Origin of the sequence: Hydrogenophaga sp. R2, assembly GCF_049843595.1 — a bacterium.
Lineage (GTDB): Bacteria > Pseudomonadota > Gammaproteobacteria > Burkholderiales > Burkholderiaceae_C > Hydrogenophaga.
On sequence record NZ_JBBHZN010000003.1, the window covers coordinates 401366 to 425082 of the forward strand.

23 protein-coding genes are annotated in these 23717 nt (G+C 70.3%); 12 read left to right on the top strand and 11 right to left on the bottom strand.

From position 1 onward, the window contains the following. Positions 1-7: 7 nt before the first annotated feature. The 6 genes from WD026_RS13225 to WD026_RS13250 all read right to left on the bottom strand — a co-directional run bounded on the left by WD026_RS13225 (position 8) and on the right by WD026_RS13250 (position 6813). The gene (locus WD026_RS13225) at positions 8-343 is read right to left on the bottom strand and encodes a hypothetical protein (RefSeq protein WP_425724123.1); all 336 of its coding nucleotides are present in this window, start codon (positions 341-343) and stop codon (positions 8-10) included. Continuing rightward, positions 340-921, bottom strand: coding sequence for a chorismate--pyruvate lyase family protein (locus tag WD026_RS13230; RefSeq protein ID WP_425724124.1), 582 nt, complete (start codon positions 919-921; stop codon positions 340-342). The genes WD026_RS13225 and WD026_RS13230 overlap by 4 nt, the downstream gene beginning before the upstream one ends. An 85-nt stretch (positions 922-1006) precedes the next feature. After that, on the bottom strand, positions 1007-3211 hold the full coding sequence (locus WD026_RS13235; protein ID WP_425724125.1) for a malate synthase G: 2205 nt from the start codon (positions 3209-3211) through the stop codon (positions 1007-1009). A gap of 37 nt (positions 3212-3248) precedes the next feature. After that, positions 3249-3947: a haloacid dehalogenase type II gene (locus WD026_RS13240; protein WP_425724126.1), complete on the bottom strand. Its 699-nt coding sequence runs from the start codon at positions 3945-3947 to the stop codon at positions 3249-3251. A gap of 82 nt (positions 3948-4029) precedes the next feature. After that, on the bottom strand, positions 4030-5337 hold the full coding sequence (locus WD026_RS13245) for a sigma-54-dependent transcriptional regulator (RefSeq protein ID WP_425724127.1): 1308 nt from the start codon (positions 5335-5337) through the stop codon (positions 4030-4032). A 12-nt stretch (positions 5338-5349) separates the two neighbouring features. After that, entirely contained in the window at positions 5350-6813 is a 1464-nt protein-coding gene (locus WD026_RS13250; RefSeq protein ID WP_425724128.1) for a sensor histidine kinase, read from the bottom strand. Between the two features lie 113 nt (positions 6814-6926). Here WD026_RS13250 and WD026_RS13255 point away from each other — a divergent pair, with 113 nt between their 5' ends. Beyond that, the gene (locus tag WD026_RS13255; RefSeq protein ID WP_425724129.1) at positions 6927-7853 is read left to right on the top strand and encodes a LysR family transcriptional regulator; all 927 of its coding nucleotides are present in this window, start codon (positions 6927-6929) and stop codon (positions 7851-7853) included. 15 nt (positions 7854-7868) lie between these two features. On the opposite strand, the gene WD026_RS13260 is transcribed toward WD026_RS13255, so the two are convergent. Next, positions 7869-8501 (bottom strand): LysE/ArgO family amino acid transporter, encoded by a 633-nt coding sequence (locus WD026_RS13260; protein WP_425724130.1) that lies wholly within the window; start codon positions 8499-8501, stop codon positions 7869-7871. Between the two features lie 136 nt (positions 8502-8637). On the opposite strand from WD026_RS13260, the gene WD026_RS13265 reads away from it, so the two are divergent. The 10 genes from WD026_RS13265 (at position 8638) to WD026_RS13310 (ending at position 18577) form a co-directional block, all read left to right on the top strand. Further along, positions 8638-9540 (top strand): HTH-type transcriptional regulator ArgP, encoded by a 903-nt coding sequence (locus WD026_RS13265; protein WP_425724131.1) that lies wholly within the window; start codon positions 8638-8640, stop codon positions 9538-9540. Between the two features lie 12 nt (positions 9541-9552). After that, a complete protein-coding gene (gene argS / locus WD026_RS13270) occupies positions 9553-11226 on the top strand; it encodes an arginine--tRNA ligase (protein WP_425724132.1) in 1674 nt (557 codons plus the stop codon). A 13-nt stretch (positions 11227-11239) separates the two neighbouring features. After that, a complete protein-coding gene (locus WD026_RS13275; protein WP_425724133.1) occupies positions 11240-11932 on the top strand; it encodes an SPOR domain-containing protein in 693 nt (230 codons plus the stop codon). A 71-nt stretch (positions 11933-12003) separates the two neighbouring features. After that, positions 12004-12642: a thiol:disulfide interchange protein DsbA/DsbL gene (locus WD026_RS13280; protein ID WP_425724134.1), complete on the top strand. Its 639-nt coding sequence runs from the start codon at positions 12004-12006 to the stop codon at positions 12640-12642. Positions 12643-12754: 112 nt separating this feature from the next. Next, complete coding sequence (lptA, locus tag WD026_RS13285) at positions 12755-13396, top strand: lipopolysaccharide transport periplasmic protein LptA (protein ID WP_425724135.1); 642 nt, start codon at positions 12755-12757, stop codon at positions 13394-13396. Further along, positions 13393-14151, top strand: coding sequence for an LPS export ABC transporter ATP-binding protein (gene lptB / locus WD026_RS13290; RefSeq protein ID WP_425724136.1), 759 nt, complete (start codon positions 13393-13395; stop codon positions 14149-14151). Before lptA ends, lptB begins: the two co-directional genes overlap by 4 nt. 16 nt (positions 14152-14167) lie before the next feature. Then, on the top strand, positions 14168-15778 hold the full coding sequence (gene rpoN / locus WD026_RS13295) for an RNA polymerase factor sigma-54 (RefSeq protein ID WP_425724137.1): 1611 nt from the start codon (positions 14168-14170) through the stop codon (positions 15776-15778). Beyond that, entirely contained in the window at positions 15775-17100 is a 1326-nt protein-coding gene (locus WD026_RS13300) for a THUMP domain-containing class I SAM-dependent RNA methyltransferase (RefSeq protein WP_425724138.1), read from the top strand. The genes rpoN and WD026_RS13300 overlap by 4 nt, the downstream gene beginning before the upstream one ends. A gap of 2 nt (positions 17101-17102) precedes the next feature. Continuing rightward, a complete protein-coding gene (locus tag WD026_RS13305; protein ID WP_425724139.1) occupies positions 17103-17561 on the top strand; it encodes a putative toxin-antitoxin system toxin component, PIN family in 459 nt (152 codons plus the stop codon). Continuing rightward, the gene (locus WD026_RS13310; RefSeq protein ID WP_425724140.1) at positions 17534-18577 is read left to right on the top strand and encodes a hypothetical protein; all 1044 of its coding nucleotides are present in this window, start codon (positions 17534-17536) and stop codon (positions 18575-18577) included. The genes WD026_RS13305 and WD026_RS13310 overlap by 28 nt, the downstream gene beginning before the upstream one ends. A gap of 19 nt (positions 18578-18596) precedes the next feature. Here WD026_RS13310 and WD026_RS13315 read toward each other — a convergent pair whose 3' ends face one another. Then, positions 18597-20225: an FMN-binding glutamate synthase family protein gene (locus WD026_RS13315; protein WP_425724141.1), complete on the bottom strand. Its 1629-nt coding sequence runs from the start codon at positions 20223-20225 to the stop codon at positions 18597-18599. A 103-nt stretch (positions 20226-20328) separates the two neighbouring features. Between WD026_RS13315 and WD026_RS13320 the strand changes: the two genes are divergently transcribed. After that, positions 20329-21123 (top strand): UPF0149 family protein, encoded by a 795-nt coding sequence (locus WD026_RS13320; protein ID WP_425724142.1) that lies wholly within the window; start codon positions 20329-20331, stop codon positions 21121-21123. 6 nt (positions 21124-21129) lie between these two features. On the opposite strand, the gene WD026_RS13325 is transcribed toward WD026_RS13320, so the two are convergent. Genes WD026_RS13325 through WD026_RS13335 form a run of 3 tightly spaced genes read right to left on the bottom strand, consistent with a single transcriptional unit; the run spans position 21130 to position 23715 of the window. Then, complete coding sequence (locus tag WD026_RS13325) at positions 21130-22038, bottom strand: alpha/beta fold hydrolase (protein ID WP_425724143.1); 909 nt, start codon at positions 22036-22038, stop codon at positions 21130-21132. Positions 22039-22048: 10 nt separating this feature from the next. Further along, positions 22049-23215: a DNA alkylation repair protein gene (locus tag WD026_RS13330; RefSeq protein ID WP_425724144.1), complete on the bottom strand. Its 1167-nt coding sequence runs from the start codon at positions 23213-23215 to the stop codon at positions 22049-22051. A gap of 17 nt (positions 23216-23232) precedes the next feature. Continuing rightward, on the bottom strand, positions 23233-23715 hold the full coding sequence (locus WD026_RS13335) for a CinA family protein (RefSeq protein WP_425724145.1): 483 nt from the start codon (positions 23713-23715) through the stop codon (positions 23233-23235). Positions 23716-23717 lie beyond the last annotated feature (2 nt).

Genomic DNA, 23717 nt, shown 5'->3' on the forward strand with positions numbered 1-23717 from the left:
CCCGGCTTCAAGCAACCCCCGGGCCACCGGCCTCCTGGAGCGCCGCCACACAGCCCGATCCCCAGTCCCATGGGCCGGTCAGCGTGAGGGTGAGGGTGGTCCAGTCGCCGTCATGGGTGGTGGCGATGTCGGCATCCCATGCGCCGCCGTCCTCCTGCGGACCCCGGGGCCCGGGCGCCTGGTCGGCCAGCCACAGCACCACCGCCTGCATCTCCTGGCCGATGCGCAGCAGCATCGGGTCGCCCGCAGGGGCGCTGGCCATGGCTTCCCAGGTGCCGGTGTCGTCGCCGTTGTCGGTGGCGTCGAAGGCCAGGAAGGTGCATCGGGGTGCCGCAGCGGTCATGCCGTTTCTCGGGACGCAGAGGGGGTGAGGGGCGGTAGCGGAGTGGGGCCGGTGTCGGTCGGTGCGGGTTCGGTCTCCAGGTCGACCATCCACTCGGTCAGCAGCAGGGAGGCGCCGTGGCGGGCGTAGCAGCAGCGCCGGGCCCAGCTGCCCGCACCCTCCGGGCCGTCGGGGCTGGCCCATTCGAAGGGGCTGCGCAGCACGCCGGTCTGTGCAAACAGCCAGTCGCCCAGCGAGCGTTCACCCAGGTAGGCCACATCCGACCAGGGGTTGTAGCTGTGCCATTCGGGGATGACGGCGCGCGCCCTGACCCGGGTGTGCCCGCCGCCCCGCAGCGACACGCAGCGGATCCAGCCGGTGGCCTGCGGCCCGCAGCTCAGCCGCGCGCATTCTTCGGGGGTGAGCCGGCCCTCGCCCACATGGACCAGCGACACCTGCAGATCGGGCCAGCGGGTGGCCAGACGCGCGGTGAGGGAACCGGTGTGCAGCAGCCAGGGCCTCAGTTCGGTGGGGGGGTGCAGGCTGTCGAGGTGGTGCTGCGGCCACCAGGGCCGCAGATGTTGGGCATCGGCTTGCATGAAAGGCTCCTCTGTGATCGGGGGAGCCCCAGCATAGGTGTCGGCCCGGTTCAAGTCTTGACGAAACCATGAACCGGGCAGCCGATCAGCCCGCCTTGACCTTCAGGCGCCAGGCGTGCAGCAGCGGCTCGGTGTAGCCGCTGGGCTGTTCCTTGCCCTTGAACACCAGGTCCAGGGCGGCCTGGTAGGCCTTGCTGGTCTTGACGTTGCCGGCCATGGGCTGGTAGAGCTTGTCGCCGGCGTTCTGCTTGTCCACCTTGGCGGCCATGCGCTCGAAGGTCTCGCGCACCTGGGCTTCGGTGACGATGCCGTGGTGCAGCCAGTTGGCGATGTGCTGGCTGGAGATGCGCAGGGTGGCGCGGTCTTCCATCAGGCCCACGTCGTTGATGTCGGGCACCTTGGAGCAGCCCACGCCCTGGTCGACCCAGCGCACCACATAGCCCAGGATGCCCTGGACGTTGTTGTCGAGCTCGGCCTGCTTCTCGGCCTCGCTCCAGTTCGGGTTGCTCGACACCGGCACGGTCAGCAGGCCGGTGAGCAGGTTGTCGCGCTCGGCGTCGGCGTCGATCTTCTCCAGGCCCTTCTGCACGTCGCTCACCAGCACCTGGTGGTAGTGCATGGCGTGCAGGGTGGCGCCGGTGGGGCTGGGCACCCAGGCGGTGTTGGCGCCGGCCTTGGGATGGGCGATCTTCTGCTCCAGCATGGCCTTCATCAGGTCGGGCATGGCCCACATGCCCTTGCCGATCTGGGCCTTGCCGCGCAAGCCGCACTGCAGGCCGACGAGCACGTTGTTGCGCTCGTAGGCCTGGATCCAGGCGCTGGCCTTCATGTCGCCCTTGCGGACCATGGGGCCGGCCAGCATGGCGGTGTGCATCTCGTCGCCGGTGCGGTCCAGGAAGCCGGTGTTGATGAAGGCCACGCGGCTGGCGGCGGCGGCGATGCAGGCCTTGAGGTTGACCGAGGTGCGGCGCTCCTCGTCCATGATGCCCAGCTTGACGGTCGAATCCGGCAGGCCCAGCAGCTGCTCGACGCGGCCGAACAGCTCGGCGGCAAAGGCCACTTCCTTCGGGCCGTGCATCTTGGGCTTGACGATGTAGACCGAGCCTTTGCGCGAGTTGCGGATGGCGTCCTTCTTGGTGCGCTTCAGATCGTGCAGGGCGATGGTGGTGGTGATGACCGCGTCCATGATGCCCTCGGGGATCTCCTGGCCGTCCTTGCCCCACAGGATGGCGGGGTTGGTCATGAGGTGGCCCACATTGCGCAGGAACATCAGCGAGCGGCCGTGCAGGCGCACGGTCTTGCCGTCGGGGGCGGTGTATTCACGGTCGGGGTTGAGGCCGCGGGTGAGGGTCTGGCCGCCTTTCTGGAAGGTCTCCACCAGGGTGCCCTGCAGGATGCCCAGCCAGTTGCTGTAGGCCACCACCTTGTCCTCGGCGTCCACGGCGGCAATCGAATCTTCCAGGTCCAGGATGGTGGACAGGGCGGCTTCGACCACCAGGTCGCACACGCCGGCGGCATCGGTCTTGCCGATGGGGGTGTTGCGGTCGATGCGGATGTCCAGGTGCAGGCCGTTGTGCACCAGCAGCACCGACGACGGGTTCTTCGGCTCGCCCTGGTAGCCCACCAGCTGCGACTTGTCGGCCAGCTTGCTGGTGCCGCCGTCGGCCAGCGAGACGACCAGTTCGCCGTCCTTGTTGATCTTGTAGCCGGTCGAGCCGACGTGCGAGCCCTTCTTCAGCGGGGCGGTGCGGTCCAGCACGTGGCGGGCCCATTCGATGACCTTGGCGCCGCGCTTGGGGTTGTAGCCGCCCTTCTTGCCGACCTTCTCGCAGCCCTTGTCCTCGCTGATCACGTCGGTGCCGTACAGCGCGTCGTACAGGCTGCCCCAGCGGGCGTTGGCGGCGTTCAGGGCGTAGCGGGCGTTCAGGATGGGCACCACCAGCTGCGGGCCGGCCTGGGTGGCGAGTTCGGCGTCCACGTTCTTGGTGGTGGCCTTCACATTCCTAGGCTGCGGCACGAGGTAGCCGATGGTCTCCAGGAACTTGCGGTAGGCCATCATGTCGCGCACCGGGCCGGGATTGGCGCTGTGCCACTTGTCCAGCTCGGCCTGCAGGCGGTCACGCTCGGCCAGCAGGGCGGCGTTCTTGGGGGCCAGGTCGGCCACGATCTGGTCGAAGCCCTTCCAGAACGCGGCCTGGTCGATGCCGGTGCCCGGCAGCACCTTCTGGTTGACGAAATCGAACAGCTCGGTGGCCACTTGCAGGCCGTGGATGGTGGTGCGCTGGGTCATGGTGGTGATGGGTGAAGTGGAAGGATGGGTGAGGGGATCAGGCAAAAAAATCGAGCACACCGCGCAGCGAGCTGGCGTTGCGTTCGGGCTGGGTGTCCAGTTCCTCGAAGGGCAGATTCTGGCGGTTCACCCACAGGGTGCGGTAGCCGTACCAGGCGGCGGCCAGCGCGTCCCAGGCATTGCTGCTGACGAACAGCACCTGGCCCGCCTTGAGCCCGGTGGCCGCCTCGCCCAGGGCGTAGGCGCGGGGGTGGGTCTTGTACAGGCGGATCGGGTCGACGCTGATCACATGGTCGAGCAGGCCGTCCAGGCCGGCGCTGCGCACCGCGATGCCCAGCATGTCGGCGTCGCCGTTGCTCAGGATGCCGGTGGTGATGCCGCGCCCGCGCAGGGCCTGCAGCACCTCGCGGTTCTCGGGAAAGGCCGACAGGTGCCGGTACTGGTTCATGAGCCGGGTGGCGGCCGGTGCGTGGGCGTCCCAGTCGGTGCGGGCACCGGGCACCAGGGTCTTGAGGGTGTGGCGCAGGGCGCGCTCGGTCAGGTCCCAGAACGGGCGGTAATGCTCGCCGTGGCCGCTGGTGGTCACCAGCCGCGTGTATTCGATCTGCTTGTCGCGCCACTGGCGGGCCAGGGCGCCGCCCAGCCCCGGGTACAGCTGCTCGGCCAGCAGCCCGACGCTGTACACGTCGAACAGCGTTCCATAGGCGTCAAAGAGCACGGCACGGGGTTGGTCCATACCGTGGACTGTATTCGCAACTTCAACGCCGATTCATCCCCTGTCACGCGAGGGATTCGTCACTTTTTGTGGGGTAATCCGCTCAGGTCGGCCCGTAGAGCCCGTGCCGGTCCATGCGCCGCTGCAGCTGGTCCGGCTCGATCTGCAGCATGCGCGCGGTGGCATGCAGGTCCCAGCGGTGCTCTTCCAGGGCGCGCACCAGCCCGGCGCGGTCGAGTTCGTCGGTGCGCAGGCAGTCGCTGAGTTCGGACAGCGCGCCGAAGGACGAGGTGGCCGGTCCGGCGGGCAGCAGCAGGTGCGACGCCTCCACCCGGCCACCCGGGCAGATCATCACCGCGCGTTCGATCACATTGCTCAGTTCGCGCAGGTTGCCCGGCCAGCTGTGCATCATCAGGGCGGCCTCGGCGGCCGGCGCCAGCTGCATGGCCGGCAGGCGGTAACGGCCGGTGTGCAGGGCCACGAAGTGCCGCGCCAGCAGGGCCAGGTCGTCGGTGCAGGCGCGCAGCGGCGGCACCCGGACCGCGCAGGTCTGCAGCCGGTACAGCAGCTCGGCCTTGAACCGCCCCTGCCGCACCAGGGCATCCAGATCGTGGCCCGAGGCGGCCATGAGCCGTGCCCGCAGGGGCTCCACGCCGCCCCGGGGCAGCCGGTACTGGCGCCGCTCCAGCATCTGCAGCAGGCTGGCCTGTCCGTGCTCGTCCAGATCGCCCACGTCCTTCAGGAACACCGTGCCGCCACCGGGCGCGGCAGCGGCCATCGCGGCGTCCAGCCCCTGGTGCAGCGCCAGGCAGTCGATCTCCACCCAGGGCTCGGCCGCGCGCGGCCCGGTGGCATGCGCCGCCCGCGCCGCGTGCAGCTTGCCCGATCCGGTTTCACCGCAGAACAGGATGGGCGGGGGCGCCGAGCCGTCGCCGGGTTCCTGCCGCGCCAGGGCCGACACCTGTTCGCGCAGGCCGGCCAGCGGCCGCGAGTGGCCCAGGATGGTGTGCGCCACAGCGGTGGAGCGCGGAGCCTCACCGCCGGCCTGCAGCGGTTCTTCCAGCGCCCGGTCCACCGCCTGCTTGAGGCTGCGCAGCGGTACCGGTTTGGTCAGCAGGTCGGACGAGCCGGCCTTCATGGCCTGCACCGCCACCGCCACGTTGGCATGGCCCGACACCATCACCGTGCGGATGCGGCGGTGCTCGCGGTTGAGTGCGCGGATCAGCTCCAGCCCGTCCAGCCCGGGCAGCTGGAAGTCCACGATGGCCAGATCGGGCTGCAGCCTTCGGGCCGCCTCCAGGCCGGACGGCCCGTCGTTGGCCACTTCCACCACATGGTCGTACTGGCGCAGGTAGCGTGCCATGTGGCGCGCCAGCGCGGGTTCGTCCTCGATCACCAGCAAGGTCGCCATGGGGTCTCCGGATCAACGGCCCGGCTTCGGGCCGGCAGGTTGCGGCAGGCGGATCTCCACCCGGGTGCCGCGGGGTTGTTCGGCGCTGACCAGCAGCTCGCCCTGCCACTGCTCGACCATGCGCTTGACCAGCGCCAGGCCCATGCCAAGCCCGCCGACCTTGTTGCTGGCAAACGGCTGGAACAGCCGCTGCCGGGCCTCGGCGGACAGGCCGGTGCCGTTGTCGGCCAGGTACACGCCCAGCAGCCCGTCGCCCCGGGTCCAGCCCACCTCCAGCCGGCCGCCGTGCGGCATGGCCTCGGCGGCGTTGGCAATGATGCTCAGCAGCGCCTGCCGCAGGGTGGCGCTGTGGGCCAGCACCGGCAGCGCCCCGGTGGGCTCCACCCGCAGCTGGATGTGGCGCCGGGTCAGTTCGCCCGCCATTTCCTGCAGGCAGGTCTGCACCAGGGCCACCAGGTCCAGGGCCTGCGGGTGCAGCTGCGGCGCCTGGGCCACGTGCACCAGCTCGGTGATCCAGCGGTTGGCGCGGTCCACCGACTCGATCATGTCGCCGCTGAGTTCGCGCACGTCCTCCGACCGGCCCGGCCCGTCCTGCAGCAGTTCGGCCGCGGAGCGGATGGAGGCCAGCGGATTGCGCAGGCTGTGCGCCACCGCACTGGCCAGTTCCACGGTGGAGGCGGTGCGCTGCGCTTCGGTCAGCCGCTGCTGCTGCTGCGTGATGAGGCGGTCGGCCCGGGCCACGATCCAGTACAGCACCGCAAACAGCAGCACCGCCCCGCCGAAGCAGGCCAGCCACAGCTGGCGCAGGCCTTGGTGGATGTCGCTGGAGAGCTTTTCCGGGATCTTGTAGACCTCGATCACGCCGAGCACGGCACCGCTCTGCGGGTCGCGCACCGGGAAATAGATCTCCACGAAAAAGGCGCCCTGGTGCACCAGCCCCTGGTGCTCGGCCTTGCTGAACTGGCCGGGTTCGGTGAGGTCGGCCTCCACCACGACCCGGCCCTGCAGCGCCTCGGCGAGTTCGGCGTTGTGGTCGAAGCTCTGCCCGATCAGCTCCTCGTCGCTGGACCACAGCACATGGCCGCGCAGGTCGTAGGCATTGCTCCGCACCGATTCGCGCATGGTCACGATGTGCCGCATGGACTGCAGGAAGGCGCCGCGCAGCAGAGGGTCGTCGGGCCGGCGGAAGTACAGCCAGGTGCTGTCGGTGCTCAGCACGTTCTGCACGAAGTGCATGGTGACCTCGGCCTCGCGCTGCAGCATGCGCTCGGTCAGCACCCGCGAGAGCATCCAGCCCAGGCCGATGGCGATCACCGTGATCACCACCAGACTGGCCAGCGCAAAGCGACGGCGCAGGCTGAATGGCGCGGCCTGCGGCCCGTCGTGCGGTCCGGCAACATCCCCGGTGCGGCCCTCGGCGTGCGCCGGCAGGCGCGCAGAAGGCGACACGACGTCCGGCAGCGCAGTGCCCGTCATGGCCATGAATCTCCTTACCCCTCCGTGTATGCGAGCCATTGTCAGGGCGCCATGGGGCTTGTCAATATCGCCAGCCCTGTGTGCACCCCTGCCGGGTGCGGTAACCTGCCCCGGTGGACAAGCTCAAGCAACTGGAAACTTTCGTGGCGGTCGCCTCGCGCGGCAGCCTCACGGCGGCGGCCCGGCAGGAAAACGTGGCGCCGGCCATCATCGGCCGCCGCATCGACGCCCTCGAAGCCCGCCTGGGCGTCAAGCTCATGGTGCGCACCACCCGGCGCATCACCCTCACCCACGAAGGCAGCGCCTTCCTGGAGGACTGCCAGCGCCTGCTGACCGATCTGTCGAATGCCGAGGCCAGCGTGAGTGCGGGCGGCGTCAAGGCCAGCGGCCATGTGCGCATCACCGCGCCGGCCGGCTTCGGCCGCCGCCATGTGGCGCCGCTGGTGCCGCGCTTTCGCGAGCTGCACCCCGAGGTCACGCTCAGCCTGAACCTGTCGGACCGGGTGGTGGACGTGGCCGGCGAGGGTTACGACTGCGCCGTGCGGGTGGGCGATCTGCCCGATTCGTCCCTGGTGAGCGTGCGCCTGGCCGACAACCGCCGCCTGTGCGTGGCCGCCCCCGCCTACCTGCAGCGCCACGGCCGGCCCGCCACCCCGGCCGACCTGGTGCGCTTTGATTGCCTCACCCTGTCCAGCGATGCCTCACAGACCCGGGGCTGGGCCTTCTCGGTGCCGGCCGCCTCCGGCGGTGGCCGCGAGATCGTGCACCTGCGCCCCGGTGGCCCGCTGGACTGCAGCGACGGCCAGGTGCTGCACGAGTGGTGCCTGGGTGGCCAGGGCATTGCCTGGCGCAGCACCTGGGAGGTGGAGGCCGACATCCGCGCCGGCCGCCTGGTCAGCGTGCTGGACGACTTCGCCGCGCCGCCCAACGGCATCTACGCGCTCTTCCCCCAGCGCCGCCACCTGGCCCTGCGGGTGCGGCTGTGGATCGATTTCCTCAAGCACGAGTACGGGCGGGCGGAGTACTGGGCGGGGCGCTGAGCGGCCCCGCCGGCCTCATGCCAGCGAGGCCAGCAGCCACAGCGCCGTGCCCCACATCATCAGCGCCACCGCGCCGTCCAGCAGGCGCCAGATGCGCAGCGAGTTGAGCCGCCGGCCCAGCCAGAAGGCAGCGCAGCCCAGCACCAGGAACCACACCACCGAACCGGCGGCCGCACCCAGGCCGAAGCTGCGGCTGGCTTCGCCGTAGGCCAGCGAGGCGGTGCCGATCAGCACGGCGGTGTCCAGCCAGGCGTGCGGGTTGAGCCAGGAGAAGGCCAGGGCGGAGAACACGGCCTGGCGGCGGCTGGTGGGTGCCGGGCCCACGGCGTGCGCTGCGCCCGGCTGCGCCGGCACCGCGCTCTGGCGGAAGCGCTGGAAGGCCTGCCAGCCGTACAGGCCCAGGAACAGCACACCGGCGCCGATCAGCGCGCCCTGCAGCTTGTCCGACAGGCCACCGAGCTGTGCCAGCCCCAGCACACCCAGCCCGATGAGCACGATGTCGGCCAGCGCGCAGGTGGCCACGGTGATCCACAGGTGCTGGCGCTGCAGGCCCATGCGCAGCACATGCGCGTTCTGCGGGCCGATGGCCATGATGAGCGACAGGCTGAGCACCATGCCGGCGGTGAAGGTGGGGACAGTGAGGACCATGGGAAACATCCGGGAAAGGGGGCCTGTGTGCACAGGCATGGCTGCATGGTGCCGGCAAACCACAAACGTTTAAACTGAATTAGCTTCTTTTCAATTCCATCAAGATTTTCTTGATGGTGTTTCCCCCGGGATCTTCATGCTCGACGCCCGCCAACTCGATGCCCTGGCCGCCGTGGCCGACACCGGCAGCTTTGCCGCCGCCGCCCGCCAGCTCTCGCTCACGGTGGCGGCCATCTCGCTGCGCATCCGTTCGCTGGAAGACGCGCTGGGCCAGCGCCTGCTGGTGCGTGGCAGGAAGGTGCATGCCACGGCGGCCGGCCAGGCCTTGCTGGGCCATGTGCGGCAGGTGCGGCTGATGGAGGCCGACCTGCTGTCCGGCCTGCGGGGCGCGCCCGAGGCGGGGCGCGGTGCCTGGCAGAACCTGAGCGTGGCCATCAATGCCGACTCGGTGGCCAGCTGGTTCCTGCCGGGGGTGAACGCCCTGCTCATGCGCCACCGGCTCACGCTGGAGGTGCTGATCGACGACCAGGACCACACCCACGACGCGCTCAAGAGCGGCGACGTGATCGGCTGCGTCACCACCCTGGCCGAACCCATGCGGGGCTGCGTGGCCGAGCCGCTGGGGGTCATGCGTTACCGCTGCGTGGCCGCGCCGGCGGTGGTGCAGCGCTGCCGCACGCCGCGCGGCGCGGTGTCGGCGCACCGGCTGCTGGCCTGCCCGGCCGTCATCTTCAACCGCAAGGACGCGCTGCAGGACGCCTTTCTGGCCCAGCACTTCGGCCTGAAGGACGTGAACTACCCGCGCCACTTCGTGCCGGCGGTGGATGCCTTCGAGACCGCCATCGGCCTGGGCCTGGGCTGGGGCATGGTGCCCGAGCAGAACCTGCGGCACCGCCCCGAACTGCAGGAACTGCTGCCCGGCGCCACGGTGGACGTGGCCCTGTACTGGCAGCACTGGGCGCACGAGCCGCCGTCGGCCCAGCGCCTGACGGCGGCGGTGAAGGCCGCTGCCCGGGAGCACCTGGGGGCCGCCGCCTAAAATCCGACCCCTATGCTCACCATCAAGAACGACCTGCTGGCCGGCCTGTCGGCCGAACTGGAGCGGCTCTCGCCCGGTGCCGGCGCCCGCGCCGCCTTCGAATCGCCCAAGGTGGCGGCCCACGGCGACTTCGCCGTCACCGCCGCCATGCAGCTGGCCAAGCCGCTCAAGCTCAACCCGCGTGCGGTGGCCGAGTCGCTGCGCACGGCGCTGCTGGCGCAACCGGTCTACCAGCAATGGGTGGCCGACATCGAGATCGCCGGCCCCGGCTTCATCAACATCCGCCTCAAGCCCGAGGCCAAGCAGCAGATCGTGCGCGAGGTGCTGCAGGCCGGCACCACCTTCGGCAGCCAGCCCGCCAACGGGCAGCGCCTCATGGTGGAGTTCGTCTCGGCCAACCCCACCGGCCCGCTGCATGTGGGCCACGGCCGCCAGGCCGCCCTGGGCGATGCCATCTGCAACCTCTACAGCACCCAGGGCTGGGACGTGTGGCGGGAGTTCTATTACAACGACGCCGGCGTGCAGATCGGCACCCTGGCCACCAGCACCCAGCTGCGGGCGCAGGGCCTCAAGCCCGGCGATGCCGGCTGGCCCGAAGCTGCCTACAACGGCGACTACATCCAGGACATCGCCAACGACTTTCTGGCGAAGAAGACGGTCAAGGCCGACGACCGCGAGTTCACCGCCAGCGGCGACGTGAACGACCTCGACGGCATGCGCCAGTTCGCCGTGGCCTACCTGCGCCACGAGCAGGACCTGGACCTGCAGGCCTTCCAGGTCAAGTTCGACCACTACTACCTGGAGTCGAGCCTGTACACCAGCGGCCGGGTGGAAGCGGCGGTGAACAAGCTGGTGGCCGCCGGCAAGACCTACGAGCAGGACGGCGCGCTGTGGCTGAAGTCCACCGATTACGGCGACGACAAGGACCGCGTCATGCGCAAGTCCGACGGCTCGTTCACCTACTTCGTGCCGGATGTGGCCTACCACATCGCCAAGTGGGAGCGCGGCTTCACCAAGGTCATCAACATCCAGGGCACCGACCACCACGGCACCATTGCCCGCGTGCGTGCCGGGCTGCAGGCTGCTGGTGTCGGCATTCCCCAGGGCTACCCCGACTATGTGCTGCACACCATGGTGCGCGTGGTGCGGGGCGGTGAAGAGGTCAAGATCAGCAAGCGCGCCGGCAGCTACGTCACGCTGCGCGACCTGATCGAGTGGACCAGCAAGGACGCGGTGCGCTTCTTCCTGCTCAGCCGCAAGCCCGACACCGAATACACCTTCGATGTGGATCTGGCGGTCCAGAAGAACAACGACAACCCGGTGTACTACGTGCAGTACGCCCACGCCCGCATCTGCTCGGTGCTGGCCAGCTGGGGCGGCGACGTGGCCACCCTGCGCGACGCCGACCTCTCGGCCCTGGACACGCCGGCGGCGCAGGCCCTCATGCTGCTGCTGGCCCGCTACCCCGGCATGCTGAGCGACGCCGCGCGCGACTTTGCGCCGCACGACGTCACCTTCTACCTGCGCGAGCTGGCAGCGGCTTACCACAGCTACTACGACGCCGAGCGCATCCTGGTGGACGACGAAGGCGTCAAGCGGGCCCGCCTGGCCCTGGTCGCGGCCACCGCACAGGTATTGCACAATGGCCTGGCTGTGCTGGGCGTGAGTGCTCCGCAAAAGATGTAAGGGCCCACCCACCATGAAGAAGACTCCCGTTTCCCGTCCCCGCCATGCCCTGGGCGGCACCCTCATCGGCTTCGTGGCCGGTCTCCTGGTGGGCCTGGGCGCGGCGCTGGCCGTGGCCGTGTATGTGACCAAGGTGCCGGTGCCCTTCGTGGACCGGGGCCTGTCCCGCGATGCCGGCGCCGATGCCAAGGAAGCCGAGCGCAACAAGGGCTGGAACCCGAACGCCGCGGCCACCCGCACGCCGGGTGCAGCCCCTGCGCCGGCCGCACCGGCCACGGGCGACACGGCGGCCGGCACGGTGTCGGTCCCGCCCGCCGACGGCAAGCCCCTGCCGGCGCCCGCCACCGCCCCGGCCGCTGGCAAGACCCCGGCCGACCCGCTGGGCGACCTGATGCAGCAGCGCACCGGTCAGGCGCCCGCCGCCGGTGCCGCCACCCCGCCCACGGCGGCCGCCGCACCCGGTCTGGACCCGTTCAACTACTTCGTGCAGGCCGGGGCCTTCCGCACCCCCGAAGACGCCGAGACCCAGCGCGCCAAGCTGGCCATGATGGGCATCGACGCCCAGGTCAGCGAACGCGAGCAGAACGGCCGCACCGTGTACCGCGTGCGCGTCGGTCCGTTCACCCAGAAAGCCCTGGCCGAACTCACCCAGGAGCAGCTCAATGTGAACGGGGTGGAGTCGGCCCTGGTGCGCGTCCAGCGCTGACGAGCGGCCACCCGGGAACTTTTGTCCGGCCAACCCCGCCCAAACGCCATTCCCTTCAGGAGCCCCAACGCATGCAACGCCGTGATTTCTCCCGTTCCCTCCTGGCCGCCGGTGCCGTCACCCTGACCGGAACCGCCCTGCCGGCCTTCGCCCAGCGCGTCGCGCCCAAGGAAGGCACCGATTACCAGCGCCTGGCCAAGCCGGCCCCTGTGCAGGCGCCGCCCAGCCAGGTCGAGGTGGTGGAGTTCTTCGCCTACAGCTGCATCCACTGCGCCAACTTCGAGCCCGCCTTCGAGGAGTGGATCGCCCGCCAGCCCGCTTATGTGACGGTGCGCCGCGTCCCGGTGGCCTTCAGCCCGGCCTTCGTGCCCATGCAGCGCCTGTACTACACCCTGGAAGCCATGGACCAGGTCAAGGCCTTGCACGCCAAGGTGTTCGAGGCCATCCACGGCCAGCGCCTGCCGCTGACCACGGCCGGCCCCATCACCGACTGGGTGGTCAAGCAGGGTCTGGACCGCGCCCGGTTCACCGAGATCTTCAACTCGGCCGCCATCGGCACCAAGGCCCAGCAGGCCGCCTCGCTGCAGGAGGCCTATGCGGTGGAAGGCACGCCCGCCATGGGCGTGGCCGGCCGCTACTACATCAGCGGCCAGGGTCCCCGCACCCTGACGGTGGCCAGCGCACTGATCGCCGAGGTCCGCAAGGCCTGAAGCCCTGCCTTTTTTGCAAGGCCTGAAGCCCTGCCTTTTTCTCTCTCGCGGGGCCCCGTTTCGACGGGGCCTCGTCGTTACAATGCATGCAAGTTTCGTGCCCTGGACGACCATGCCTGCATTCCCCTTTTCGAGCTTGTCCCGCCTGCCGGCCTGGTGCCTGCTGGCGGCCCTGTGCAGCGCGCCGACGGCCCATGCCGAAAAAGCCGACCGCGACAAGCCCATGAATGCCGAGGCCGACGCCCTGCGCTACGACGACGCCCGCCAGACCAGCGTCTTCACCGGCAACGTGATCATCACCAAGGGCACCATCGTCATCCGCGGTGCCCGGGTGGAGGTGCGGCAGGACACCGCCGGCAACCAGTTCGGCGTGGCCACCGGTCAACGGGCGTTCTTCCGCCAGAAGCGCGAGGGCGTGGACGAATTCATCGAAGGCGAGGCCCAACGCATCGATTACGACAGCCGCGCCGACACCGTCAAGTTCACCGGTGACGCCGTCATGCGCCGCTACAAGGGCACCCAGCTCAACGACGAGACCCTGGGCAACGTCATCGTCTACAACAACACCACCGACGTGTTCACCGTGGACGGCGGCGAGGCGGCCCGCGGTCCGGGCAACCCGTCCGGCCGCGTGCGGGCCATGCTCACCCCGAACCCCAAACCCGCTCCGGCCGGTCAGGCGCCGGCTGCCCGTCCGCCGGCCGACGGCGCCACGCTGCAACCCAGCCGCCAGATCGAGGGAGGCCGTCCTTGACCGCCAATGCCCAGGTCAGCCGGCTCGAGGCCAAGGGCCTCAAGAAGTCCTACGGCAGCCGGCTGGTGGTGAAGGATGTGTCCCTGGCCGTGTTCAAGGGCGAAGTGGTGGGCCTGCTGGGGCCCAACGGCGCCGGCAAGACCACCTCGTTCTACATGCTGGTGGGGCTGCTGCGGTCCGATGGCGGGCAGATCCTGCTGGACGGCCAGTCCATCGAGCGCCAGCCCATCCACCGCCGCGCGCGGCTGGGCCTGGGCTACCTGCCGCAGGAAGCCTCCATCTTCCGCAAGCTGTCGGTGGCCGACAACGTGCGTGCCGTGCTGGAGCTGCAGGAGGACGACGATGGCCGGCCCCTGTCCAGGGCGGTGGTGGAGCAGCGGCTGGATGCCCTGCTGCAGGAGCTGCATGTGGACCACCTGCGCGATTCGCCCGCCCCGGCGCTGTCCGGCGGTGAACGCCGCCGGGTCGAGATCGCCCGCGCGCTGGCCACCAACCCGCGCTTCATCCTGCTCGACGAGCCCTTTGCCGGCATCGACCCGATCGCCGTCATCGAGATCCAGCGCATCATCGGTTTCCTGCGCTCGCGCGGCATCGGTGTGCTGATCACCGACCACAACGTGCGCGAGACGCTGGGCATCTGCGACCGGGCCTACATCATCAACGACGGGCATGTGCTGACCAGCGGCACGCCGGCCGAGATCGTGGAGAACGCGGACGTGCGCCGGGTCTACCTCGGCGAACACTTCCGGATGTAAAGATGGCCCCCACGCGATGAAGCAAGGACTGTCGCTCCGGGTCTCGCAGCATCTGGCGCTCACGCCCCAGCTGCAGCAGTCCATCCGCCTGCTGCAGCTCTCCACGCTGGAGATGGCGCAGGAGGTCGAGCAGATGCTCGACGAGAACCCGTTCCTGGAGCGTTCCGACGACACCGCAGAGCGCGAGGCCTTCGGCATCGAGCAGACCGACGCCCCGGTGAGCGCCGGTGAGCAGATCGCCGACACCTTGCTGGCGCCCGGCGCCGACCGCCTGCCTGACACCGCCGGCCCGGGCACCGACGCGGGCACCGAGAGCTCGGAGGTCGATCTCGAAGCCCGCCTGGACGGCGCCACCCCGGTGGAGGAAAGCTGGGAGGGCGACGGCACGGTGGACATCGTGGCCGACGACAGCGAGTGGGGCGGTGATGCCCCGGCCCGCCAGCGCAACGACGGCGACGACGACACCGCCAGCGCCGCCGACCTGGCCAGCATCCCGGTCACGCTGCAGGCGTTTCTGCACGACCAGGCCCGCTGCCTGCGCATCTCCGAAGAAGACCTGCGGGCGCTGGTGTACCTGATCGAGTCGCTCAACGACGACGGCTACCTGGACGAAGACCTGCCCTCGCTCGCTCTGGGCCTGATGCACCTGGAAGGCACCGACACGGCGGTCAATGCCGATGCGGCCCTGGCCCTGCAGGAAGCCACCACCCAGCGCCTGGCCATTGCCCTGCAGTGGCTGCAGCACATGGAGCCCACCGGCGTGGGGGCCCGCAACCTGGCCGAATGCCTGCGCCTGCAGATCCTGGAGCAGCGCAACACGCCGGTGGCCCGTGCCGCGCTGGCCATCGTCGGGCACCCGCTGGAGCTCATGGCCAAGCGCGACATCAAGCGCCTGTGCGCCCTCACCGGCGCCGATGACGACACCGTGCGCGGGGCACTCGCCCTCATCTCGCGCCTGGAACCCAAGCCGGGCCGCCGTTTTGTGGACGTGGAGCGCAACGTGGTGGTGCCCGACGTGATCGTCGAGCGCGCCGGGCGCGGCTTCAAGGTGTCGCTCAATCCGGAGGTCATGCCGCGCCTGCGGGTGCACGATGTGTACGCCGGAGCGCTGCGGCAGAACCGCGGCGGCGGTGACGCCGGCCATGCCGGCATGCAGCAGCGGCTGCAGGAAGCGCGCTGGTTCATCAAGAACATCCAGCAGCGCTTCGACACCATCCTGCGGGTCTCCAGCGCCATCGTGGAGCGGCAGCGCAACTTCTTCATGCACGGCGAACTCGCCATGCGCCCGCTGGTGCTGCGCGAGATCGCCGACGAACTGGGCCTGCACGAATCCACCATCAGCCGCGTGACCACCGCCAAGTACATGGCCACGCCGTTCGGCACCTACGAACTCAAGTACTTCTTCGGCTCCAGCCTGGGCACCGAGACCGGCGGCAATGCGTCCAGCACGGCGGTGCGGGCGCTGCTCAAGCAGTTCATCGCGTCCGAAGAGCCGGGCAAGCCGCTGTCGGACAACCAGCTCTCCGACCTGCTGCGCGAGCAGGGCATCGAATGTGCCCGCCGCACGGTGGCCAAGTACCGCGAGGCGCTGCGCATCGCCCCGGCGAACCTACGCAAATCCCTGTGAACCAACTGCATCTCTTTCTGCCCTGCGCCGCCGGCGTGGAGGACTTCCTGGCCGACGAGGTGCAGCGCATCACCGGCGCCGAGCGCGTCTACAAGGCGCGGGCCGGTGTGTCGCTGCAGGCCTCGTGGCGCGATGCGCTGCAGCTCAACCTGCACAGCCGGCTGGCCCAGCGGGTGCTGGTGCGGCTCTGGCATGGCGGCTACCGCAGCGAACAGGACCTGTACAACGCGGCGTCCGAGGTGGCCTGGGAGATCTGGTTCACGCCGAAGCAGACCATCAAGGTCGAAATCACGGCGCAGCACAGCCCGCTGACCAGCCTGAACTTCGCGGCGCTGAAGATCAAGGACGCGGTGTGCGACCGCTTTCGTGCCAAGCGGGGCGAACGCCCGAGCGTGGACACCACCTGGCCCGATGTGCGCCTGTATGCCCACCTCACCACCGACACCGTCACGCTCTACATCGACACCTCGGGCGAGCCGTTGTTCAAGCGCGGCTGGCGCGAGGACAAGGGCGATGCCCCGCTGAAGGAAACCCTGGCCGCCGCCATGATCGCGGCCACCGGCTGGAACGGCGCCACGGCCGCATCGCTGGACGACATCGATCCGCTGTACGACCCCTGCTGCGGCAGCGGCACCGTGGCCATCGAGGCGGCGCAGATGGCGCTGCGCATCGCGCCGGGCTTGAACCGTCGCTTTGCCTTCGAGAAGCTGCTGCCCTACCAGTCCCATGTGTGGCAGGGCCTGCGGGATCAGGCGGTGCAGGCAGAGCGGGTGTGGCCCGAAGGCCATGCCCCCATCGTGTTCGGCAGCGACGTGTCCTTCCGCATGGTCGACTTTGCCCAGCGCAACGCCGAGCGCGCCGGTGTGGCCCACGCGCTCGATCTGCGCGGCGGTGACGCGCTGCAGCGCATGCCACCCACCACCCGCCCCGGCGTGCTGCTGCTCAACCCGCCCTATGGCGAGCGCATTGCGGCCGCCGGTGTGGCCGGCCAGAACGCGGCCGAGCGGGCGCGCCAGCGTGCCCCGCGCACCTTCACCGTGGGTGCGCGCACTGCGCCCGCCCCGGCCGAGCCGCACGGCCGCGAAAGCGCGCAGATGAGCGACGGCGCCGATGCCTCCGAATTCTTCGAACGCCTGGCCGCGCACTGGAAGGGCCACTACGCCGGCTGGACCGCCTGGCTGCTCACGCCCGACCTCAAGCTGCCCGGGCGCATGCGCTTCAAGGAATCGCGCCGGGTGCCGCTGTGGAACGGTCCCATCGAGTGCCGGCTGTTCCGTTTCGACCTGCAGGCGCGACAGCCGCGCCCGGCCACGCCGCAGTGAACATGACCGCCGCTGCGGTGGTGCTCGACACCAACATCGCCCTGGACCTGCTGGTGTTCGACGATGCGGCGGTGGGGCCGCTGCGCCAGGCCCTGGCCGAGGGCCGGCTGCAATGGCTGGCCACCGAGGCCACCCGCGAGGAATGGCGGCGCGTGCTGGACTACCCGCAGATCCTGCGCCGCGCCCCGGCCGGATCGCCAGAGCGCACGGCGGCGCTGGACGCCTTCGACGCCATGGTCCGCCTTGTCCCCACGGCTGCAAAGGCGCCCTTTACCTGCAAGGATGGCGACGATCAGAAGTTCATCGACCTGGCCGTGGCGCACCGCGCCACCCTGGTGAGCAAGGACGCGGCCGTGCTGTGCATGGCGCGTCGGCTGAGCCGGCTGGGTGTTTGTGTGTGCCGACAATGGAATTCCGACCCGCCGCCCGATCTGTGGCCCGAACCGTCCTCCGTCGCCTGAGCGGCCCCCTGCTGGCTGTGTGCGCTGCCGGTCCGCTGGCCGCGGCAGACGCCCCGCCCGGCACCCGCTGCGAACCCATGGGCGGTGGTGCCCTGCGCTGCACCGCACCCGACGGCACCCGCGAGGAATTCAAGCTCAACGGCCTGGGCCAGCGCGACGGCATCGTGCGCCGCTTCGATGCCAGAGGCGTGCTGCGCAGCGAGGCCCTGCTGGAGGCCGGCACACCGGTCGGGCCGCAGAAAACCTTTCACGACAACGGCGCCCTGGAGCGGCTGCAGTTCGTCACCGGCGCCAAGGTGCAGTTCTCGCTCACGCGGCTGCCCGACGGCCGCCCCACCGAGCTGCGCTGCGCCCCGGTGCACCTGGTGCCGGAAGACCTGGAACTCTGCGGCCACGACGGCAAGCCCCGCCAGACCACGCTGCAGCGCGATGCCGCGCGCACCCTGGGCACGGTCACCTTCCAGGGTGGCGTGCTGCGCGAACTCACGGTGGTGGGCGAGAACGGATCGGTCGTGCGCTCCGAGGTCTTCGAGCAGAAGGCCGGCCAGCCGGACCGGCGCATCAAGCGCGTGTTCTACCCCTCGGGCCGGCTGCGCTCCGAGACGGTGCTGATCGAACGCCCGGCCGACACCTTCGAAGGCCGCGAGGGCACGGTGCGCGACTGGGCCGATGGCGGCCAGCTCACCCAGGAGGTGGTCTGGGCGCAGGGCCGCGAGCAGCGGCTGCGCCAGTGGTACCTCAATGGCCAGCTCAAGCTGGACCAGCAGATCCGCCGCCAGGGCCGGCACGAGGAGCGCCTGACCCGCAGCTTCTGGGAGAACGGCCAGCCCGCCGCCGTCAACACCGAACGCTTCGGACGGCTGTGGGGCTGGCAGCGCTACTACGGCCCCAAGGGCCAGCGCCTGCGCGACGACGAGCACGGCCCCGGCGGCGAGCTGCTGCGCCGGCGCCACTACAACGCGGCCGGCCAGGTGGAGCGCGAAGAGGTGCTGGCCGACGACGCCCGCCGGCTCTGACGCCCTCCCCGGGGCGGTCTCAGCCCAGCGAAAACGCTTCGGCGCGGCTGCGCGCCCACCAGGTGGTGAAGGCCGGGTGCAGGCCGCTCGCCGGTCCGGTGTCGCCCAGCAATGCACCCGGTGCCACCGTGGGCAGCAGGTTGGACAGCAGCTTCACCTCGTTGGCATTCAGGCGGCGCACCAGGTGGTGGGCACCGATTTGATTCGGGTGCTGCAGGCCGGCCGCCTGCACCAGTTCCTGCAGCGCCTTGAGCGTGTTCTGGTGGAACTGGAACACCCGCGTGGCCTTGTCCGGCACCACCAGCGCCTGCTGGCGCAGCGGGTCCTGGGTGGTCACGCCGGTGGGGCAGCGCCCGGTGTGGCAGGTCTGGGCCTGGATGCAGCCGAGTGCGAACATGAAACCGCGCGCGCTGTTGCACCAGTCGGCGCCCAGCGCCATGGCGCGCGCGATGTCGAAGGCGCTGATCACCTTGCCGGCGCAACCGATGCGGATGCGGTCGCGCAGGTTCACACCCACCAGCGTGTTGTGCACCAGCCGCAGGCCTTCCTGCAGCGGCGCGCCCACGTGGTCGGTGAACTCCAGTGGCGCGGCACCGGTGCCGCCCTCGGCCCCGTCGACCACGATGAAGTCCGGCGTGGTGCCGCTGACCTGCATGGCCTTGACCATGGCGAACCATTCCCACACATGGCCGATGCACAGCTTGATGCCCACCGGCTTGCCGCCCGAGAGCTCGCGCAGCCGCGCCACGAAGGCCATGAGCTCCAGCGGCGTGGAGAAGGCGCTGTGCGAGGCCGGCGACACGCAGTCCTGTCCCACCGGCACGCCGCGCGCCGCGGCGATCTCGGGCGTGACCTTGGGGCCTGGCAGCACGCCGCCGTGCCCGGGCTTGGCGCCCTGGCTGAGCTTGATCTCGATCATGCGCACCTGCGGGTCGGTGGCCTGTTCGGCAAAGCGCACCGGGTCGAAGTGACCCTGCGTGTCGCGGCAGCCGAAATAGCCCGAGCCGATCTCCCAGATCAGGTCGCCGCCGTGCACCTGGTGCCAGCGCGAGATGGAGCCTTCGCCGGTGTCGTGCGCAAAGCCGCCGCGTCTGGCACCGGCGTTCAGCGCCTCGATGGCCGGGGCCGACAGGGCGCCGAAGCTCATGGCCGAGATGTTGAACACGCTGGCCGAATACGGCTGGGTGCAGTCGGGCCCGCCGATGGTGAGGCGGAAATCGTGCGAGGCCAGCTGGGTGGGGCTGATGGAATGGTTGATCCACTCGTGCCCGTCGGCATGCACGTCCAGTTGCGTGCCGAAGGGGCGCTTGTCGGTCTCGGCCTTGGCCCGGGCATAGGCCAGGCTGCGCTGGCTGCGCGAGAACGGCGTGGCCTCGTTGTCGCTTTCCAGGAAGTACTGGCGCAGTTCGGGGCGGATCATCTCCAGCATGAAGCGCAGGTGGCCGATGACCGGGTAGTTGCGCAGCACCGAGCTTCTGGTCTGGCGCAGGTCCATGAAGCCCCGCACGCTCAGGCCGGTGAACACCAGGAACCACAGGCCCCCGATGCCGAAGCCCACCAGGGTGAACAGGCTGAGCAGGCTGGCCACCACACAGAAGGCCAGGGCGGTGTAGCGCACCGGGTAGAGCTGGTTGAGTCGGTCGAGCATGGGCGCATCTTGCCACCGCACGCCGCTACACTGGCCGGCCTTTTTCGCCTCTTTTGACACGGTTTTGCCGGTCAATTCCTTGTCTTTCACCGCCCCGCGCACCATGACCACCCCATCCGCCGCTCCGCTGGAGCCCACCGATTTCGACACCCTGGACCAGCTGCTGGACGAGCTGCGCGAGCGCGACGACGAGGTGCCGCAATGGGAATTCCTGGAAGGCGCCATGGCCGCGCTGGCCTGCACCCGGCGCCCCGTCGAGCCGGCCGAGTGGCTGCCGGTGCTGCTGGGTGTGGGCGATCTGCCCACGGTGCCGCAGGAGGAGGGCACCCACTTCGCCAGCACCGATCGTTACCAACGTTTCATGGATCTGTGGCATCGGCGCATGACCGAGGTGGTCGAAGCCCTGCAGGCACCGGTGGAGACGCTGGAGGACGAGCGCAGCTACCACCCCGAGGTGATGGACGTGCGCGGTGCCATTGCCGCCCTGCCGCTCGAAGAGCGGCCCGAGATCGACGACGACGGTCTGCCGGCCTACGCCCAGGTCTGGGCGCTGGGCTTCATGTTCGTGGTGGAGAACTGGAGCGAGGAATGGGCGCCGGTGCGCGACCGCGAGACGGCGCAGTGGATCGACGAGGCGCTGGAGCGCATCGTGGCCCTGACCGAGGACGACACCGGAAAACCCGAGGTCAACCTGCATGTGGAAGACGGCCCGCCCAGCGTGAGCGACGAGCGCCTCAATGCCTTCGGGGCGGCCATCTGGGCGGTGTACGACCTGCACCAGATCTGGCGCAGCCTGGGTCCGCGCAGCGAGCCGGTGCGCCAGGCGCCCACCCCCGGCCGCAACGACCCCTGCCCCTGCGGCAGCGGCCAGAAGTACAAGAAGTGCCACGGCGCCTGAGCGCCGTCACACCATGAAGCGGGCCAGCGCCTCGGCGGTGGCCTCGGGCAGTTCTTCCGGAATGAAGTGCCCGGCCGGCATGGCATGGCCGCTGACCGTGCCGGCGCACTGTGCCTGCCACAGGGCCAGCGGATCGAAGAAGCGGTGCACCACGCCGCGCTCGCCCCACAGCACCAGCGTGTCGCAGGCGATGCGCTGGCCCTGCTCGCGGCCGGCCCGGTCGTGCACCAGGTCGATGCCGGCGCTGGCCCGGTAGTCCTCGCAGGCGGTGTGGATGGCCTCGGGCCGGCAGAACGCGGCCTCGTAGGCCTGCAGCGCCTCGGGCTCGATGTGGCTCATGCCCCCCGTGCCCCAGCCGCCCAGCTTGGCGTGCAGGTAGGCACGGGCGTTGCCGCCGATCATGGTCTCGGGCAGCGGCGCCGGCTGGATCAGGTGGAACCAGTGGTAGTAGGCCCGGGCAAAGGCCATGTCGGTGCGCTCGTACATGTCCAGCGTGGGTGCGATGTCGATCACGCACAGCCGCGCCACGCGCTGCGGATGGTCCAGAGCCAGCCGGTGCGCCACGCGCCCGCCCCGGTCGTGCCCGCACAGGAAGAAGCGGTCGATGCCCAGGGCAGCCGCCACGTCCACCACGTCCTGCGCCAGGGCCCGCTTGCTGGCCTGGGCATGGTCGGGCGCATCCGGTGGTGCGGCCGAGGCGCCGTAGCCGCGCAGGTCGGGCAGCAGCAGTCGGTGACGGTCGACCAGGTGCTGCGCCACGCGGTGCCACAGCACATGGGTCTGCGGAAAACCGTGCAGCAGCACCAGGGCCGGTGCATCGGCGCGGCCGCCCACGCGCACGCTGGCCGGGCCGTGCGGCAGGTCCACGGTGTGCAGGGTGAAGCCATCGAACCAGGGCGTGTGGGGTGTGCTCATGCGGGGTCCTTCAGTGGGTGGCGCGGCGCAGCTCGAAGCCGGCCTCGGCCAGGGTCTGTCCGTTGATGCGCAGTTCGACGCGGTGCGGCCCGGGCCACAGGGTGCGGGTGGTGACCGGGCGCAGGCTGTGGCGCTTGTTCAGGGTCAGCCCGGCCCCGGGTTGAAGTTGGCAGCGCCAGCCCTTGAACACCTTGGCCGAGCTGCCACCCCGCTCGCGGGCGTGGTGCACCACATAGTCGATCTCCAGGGCCTGGGCCTGGTCGGAGGTCGAAAGCAGTTCGACTTGCAGGCCGATGCCGCCGCCGATGGCCGCCTGCGCCGCGTCCAGCGAGAACCGGGCCTGCCCCTGCAGCGGCACGCCCAGGCCCCACACCGCCAGGGTGGGGCCATGGCCTGCCTTGATGAGTCCCCGGCTGGCGTGGCGCAGTAGCTGACGCCGGGGTTCGGGCGCGTCGGGCAGGTGGCGTTCCAGCCAGCCGCTCACCACGTGTGGGTGGTCGCGGGCGATGTCGTTGAGGTGGTTGGCCACACTGCGCCGCACATAGCGGCTGGGGTCGTCCTGCAGGGCCTGCAGCAGCGGCAGGCCGGGCGAGGGGTCGGCCACCTGCGCCTGCAGGCGCAGGCCCCAGGGCAGGCGCGGGCGGCTGCCTTCGCTGGCCAGGCGCCGCACATGGGCGCTGGGGTCGGACACCCAGGCCATGAGCGTGGGCCAGACCCGCTGCGGGTGCGCCTGCAGGAAGGGCCGGATGGCGAATTCGGCGGTGGAGCGCTGGGTGAGCGCGTGCAGGCAGGCCAGGGCGCGGGGCCACAAAGCGGCATCGAGCGGCACGCCGGCGCGGGCCACCCATTCGCCCACCGCCCAGATGCTCCAGCCGGCCAGGCCTTGCGGGTGCAGGGCGGCCTCCGTGGTGACAGGTTCGCCGTGGGCGTCCAGCGGCAGGGGTGGGGCCAGGGCGGCCTCCACCGCATCGCAGGCGGCACTGAAATCGGGCGGCAATGTCGCGGCCAGGGCATCGGCGATGCGCAGGATGCGGGCCTTGAGCTCCAGCTCCGCCTGCTGGTGCAGCGCCAGGGTCTGGAAGCGTTCGGCGTCGAAGCCGGGGGTGGTGCGGCCCAGGTGCTGCGCCATGTGCTGCACCGTGGCCGGCGAGATCAGGTTCTTGAACGGCTCGGCCATCGCCTGCAGACGCGGGTTCAGTCCAGCCGCTGCAGCAGCCCGGCCAGCGCATGGGCCACCGTGGCCTGGCGCACGGCGGCGCGGTCGCCGTCAAAACGCACGCATTCGGTGTCCACGCCCTGCGGTGTGGCCCAGCCGAACCATACCGTGCCCACCGGCTTGGCTTCGCTGCCGCCGCCGGGGCCGGCCACACCGGTCACGGCCACGGCCAGCTGCACCGGGGCATGGGCCAGCGCGCCAGCGGCCATGGCGCGGGCCACCGGTTCGCTCACGGCGCCGTGCGCCGCAATCAGGTCGGCCGGCACGCCCAGCAGCTCGGTCTTGGCGGCGTTGGAATAGGTGACGAAGCCACGCTCGAACCAGTCGCTGGACCCGGCGCGGTCGGTGCAGGCCCCGGCGATCAGGCCACCCGTGCAGCTCTCGGCGGTGGCCATCATCCAGCCGCGCGCGGTGAGGGCATGGGCCAGGGCTTCGACCAGGGCTGCTGTGTGTGGCGGCATGT

Coding starts and splice junctions, on each gene's coding strand:
- WD026_RS13225 (WP_425724123.1), bottom strand. CDS start 343: ATGACCGCTGCGGCACCCCGATGCACCTTCCTGGCCTTCGACGCCACC.
- WD026_RS13230 (WP_425724124.1), bottom strand. CDS start 921: ATGCAAGCCGATGCCCAACATCTGCGGCCCTGGTGGCCGCAGCACCAC.
- WD026_RS13235 (WP_425724125.1), bottom strand. CDS start 3,211: ATGACCCAGCGCACCACCATCCACGGCCTGCAAGTGGCCACCGAGCTG.
- WD026_RS13240 (WP_425724126.1), bottom strand. CDS start 3,947: ATGGACCAACCCCGTGCCGTGCTCTTTGACGCCTATGGAACGCTGTTC.
- WD026_RS13245 (WP_425724127.1), bottom strand. CDS start 5,337: ATGGCGACCTTGCTGGTGATCGAGGACGAACCCGCGCTGGCGCGCCAC.
- WD026_RS13250 (WP_425724128.1), bottom strand. CDS start 6,813: ATGACGGGCACTGCGCTGCCGGACGTCGTGTCGCCTTCTGCGCGCCTG.
- WD026_RS13260 (WP_425724130.1), bottom strand. CDS start 8,501: ATGGTCCTCACTGTCCCCACCTTCACCGCCGGCATGGTGCTCAGCCTG.
- WD026_RS13265 (WP_425724131.1), top strand. CDS start 8,638: ATGCTCGACGCCCGCCAACTCGATGCCCTGGCCGCCGTGGCCGACACC.
- argS (WP_425724132.1), top strand. CDS start 9,553: ATGCTCACCATCAAGAACGACCTGCTGGCCGGCCTGTCGGCCGAACTG.
- WD026_RS13275 (WP_425724133.1), top strand. CDS start 11,240: ATGAAGAAGACTCCCGTTTCCCGTCCCCGCCATGCCCTGGGCGGCACC.
- WD026_RS13280 (WP_425724134.1), top strand. CDS start 12,004: ATGCAACGCCGTGATTTCTCCCGTTCCCTCCTGGCCGCCGGTGCCGTC.
- lptA (WP_425724135.1), top strand. CDS start 12,755: ATGCCTGCATTCCCCTTTTCGAGCTTGTCCCGCCTGCCGGCCTGGTGC.
- rpoN (WP_425724137.1), top strand. CDS start 14,168: ATGAAGCAAGGACTGTCGCTCCGGGTCTCGCAGCATCTGGCGCTCACG.
- WD026_RS13305 (WP_425724139.1), top strand. CDS start 17,103: ATGACCGCCGCTGCGGTGGTGCTCGACACCAACATCGCCCTGGACCTG.
- WD026_RS13315 (WP_425724141.1), bottom strand. CDS start 20,225: ATGCTCGACCGACTCAACCAGCTCTACCCGGTGCGCTACACCGCCCTG.
- WD026_RS13320 (WP_425724142.1), top strand. CDS start 20,329: ATGACCACCCCATCCGCCGCTCCGCTGGAGCCCACCGATTTCGACACC.
- WD026_RS13325 (WP_425724143.1), bottom strand. CDS start 22,038: ATGAGCACACCCCACACGCCCTGGTTCGATGGCTTCACCCTGCACACC.
- WD026_RS13330 (WP_425724144.1), bottom strand. CDS start 23,215: ATGGCCGAGCCGTTCAAGAACCTGATCTCGCCGGCCACGGTGCAGCAC.
- WD026_RS13335 (WP_425724145.1), bottom strand. CDS start 23,715: ATGCCGCCACACACAGCAGCCCTGGTCGAAGCCCTGGCCCATGCCCTC.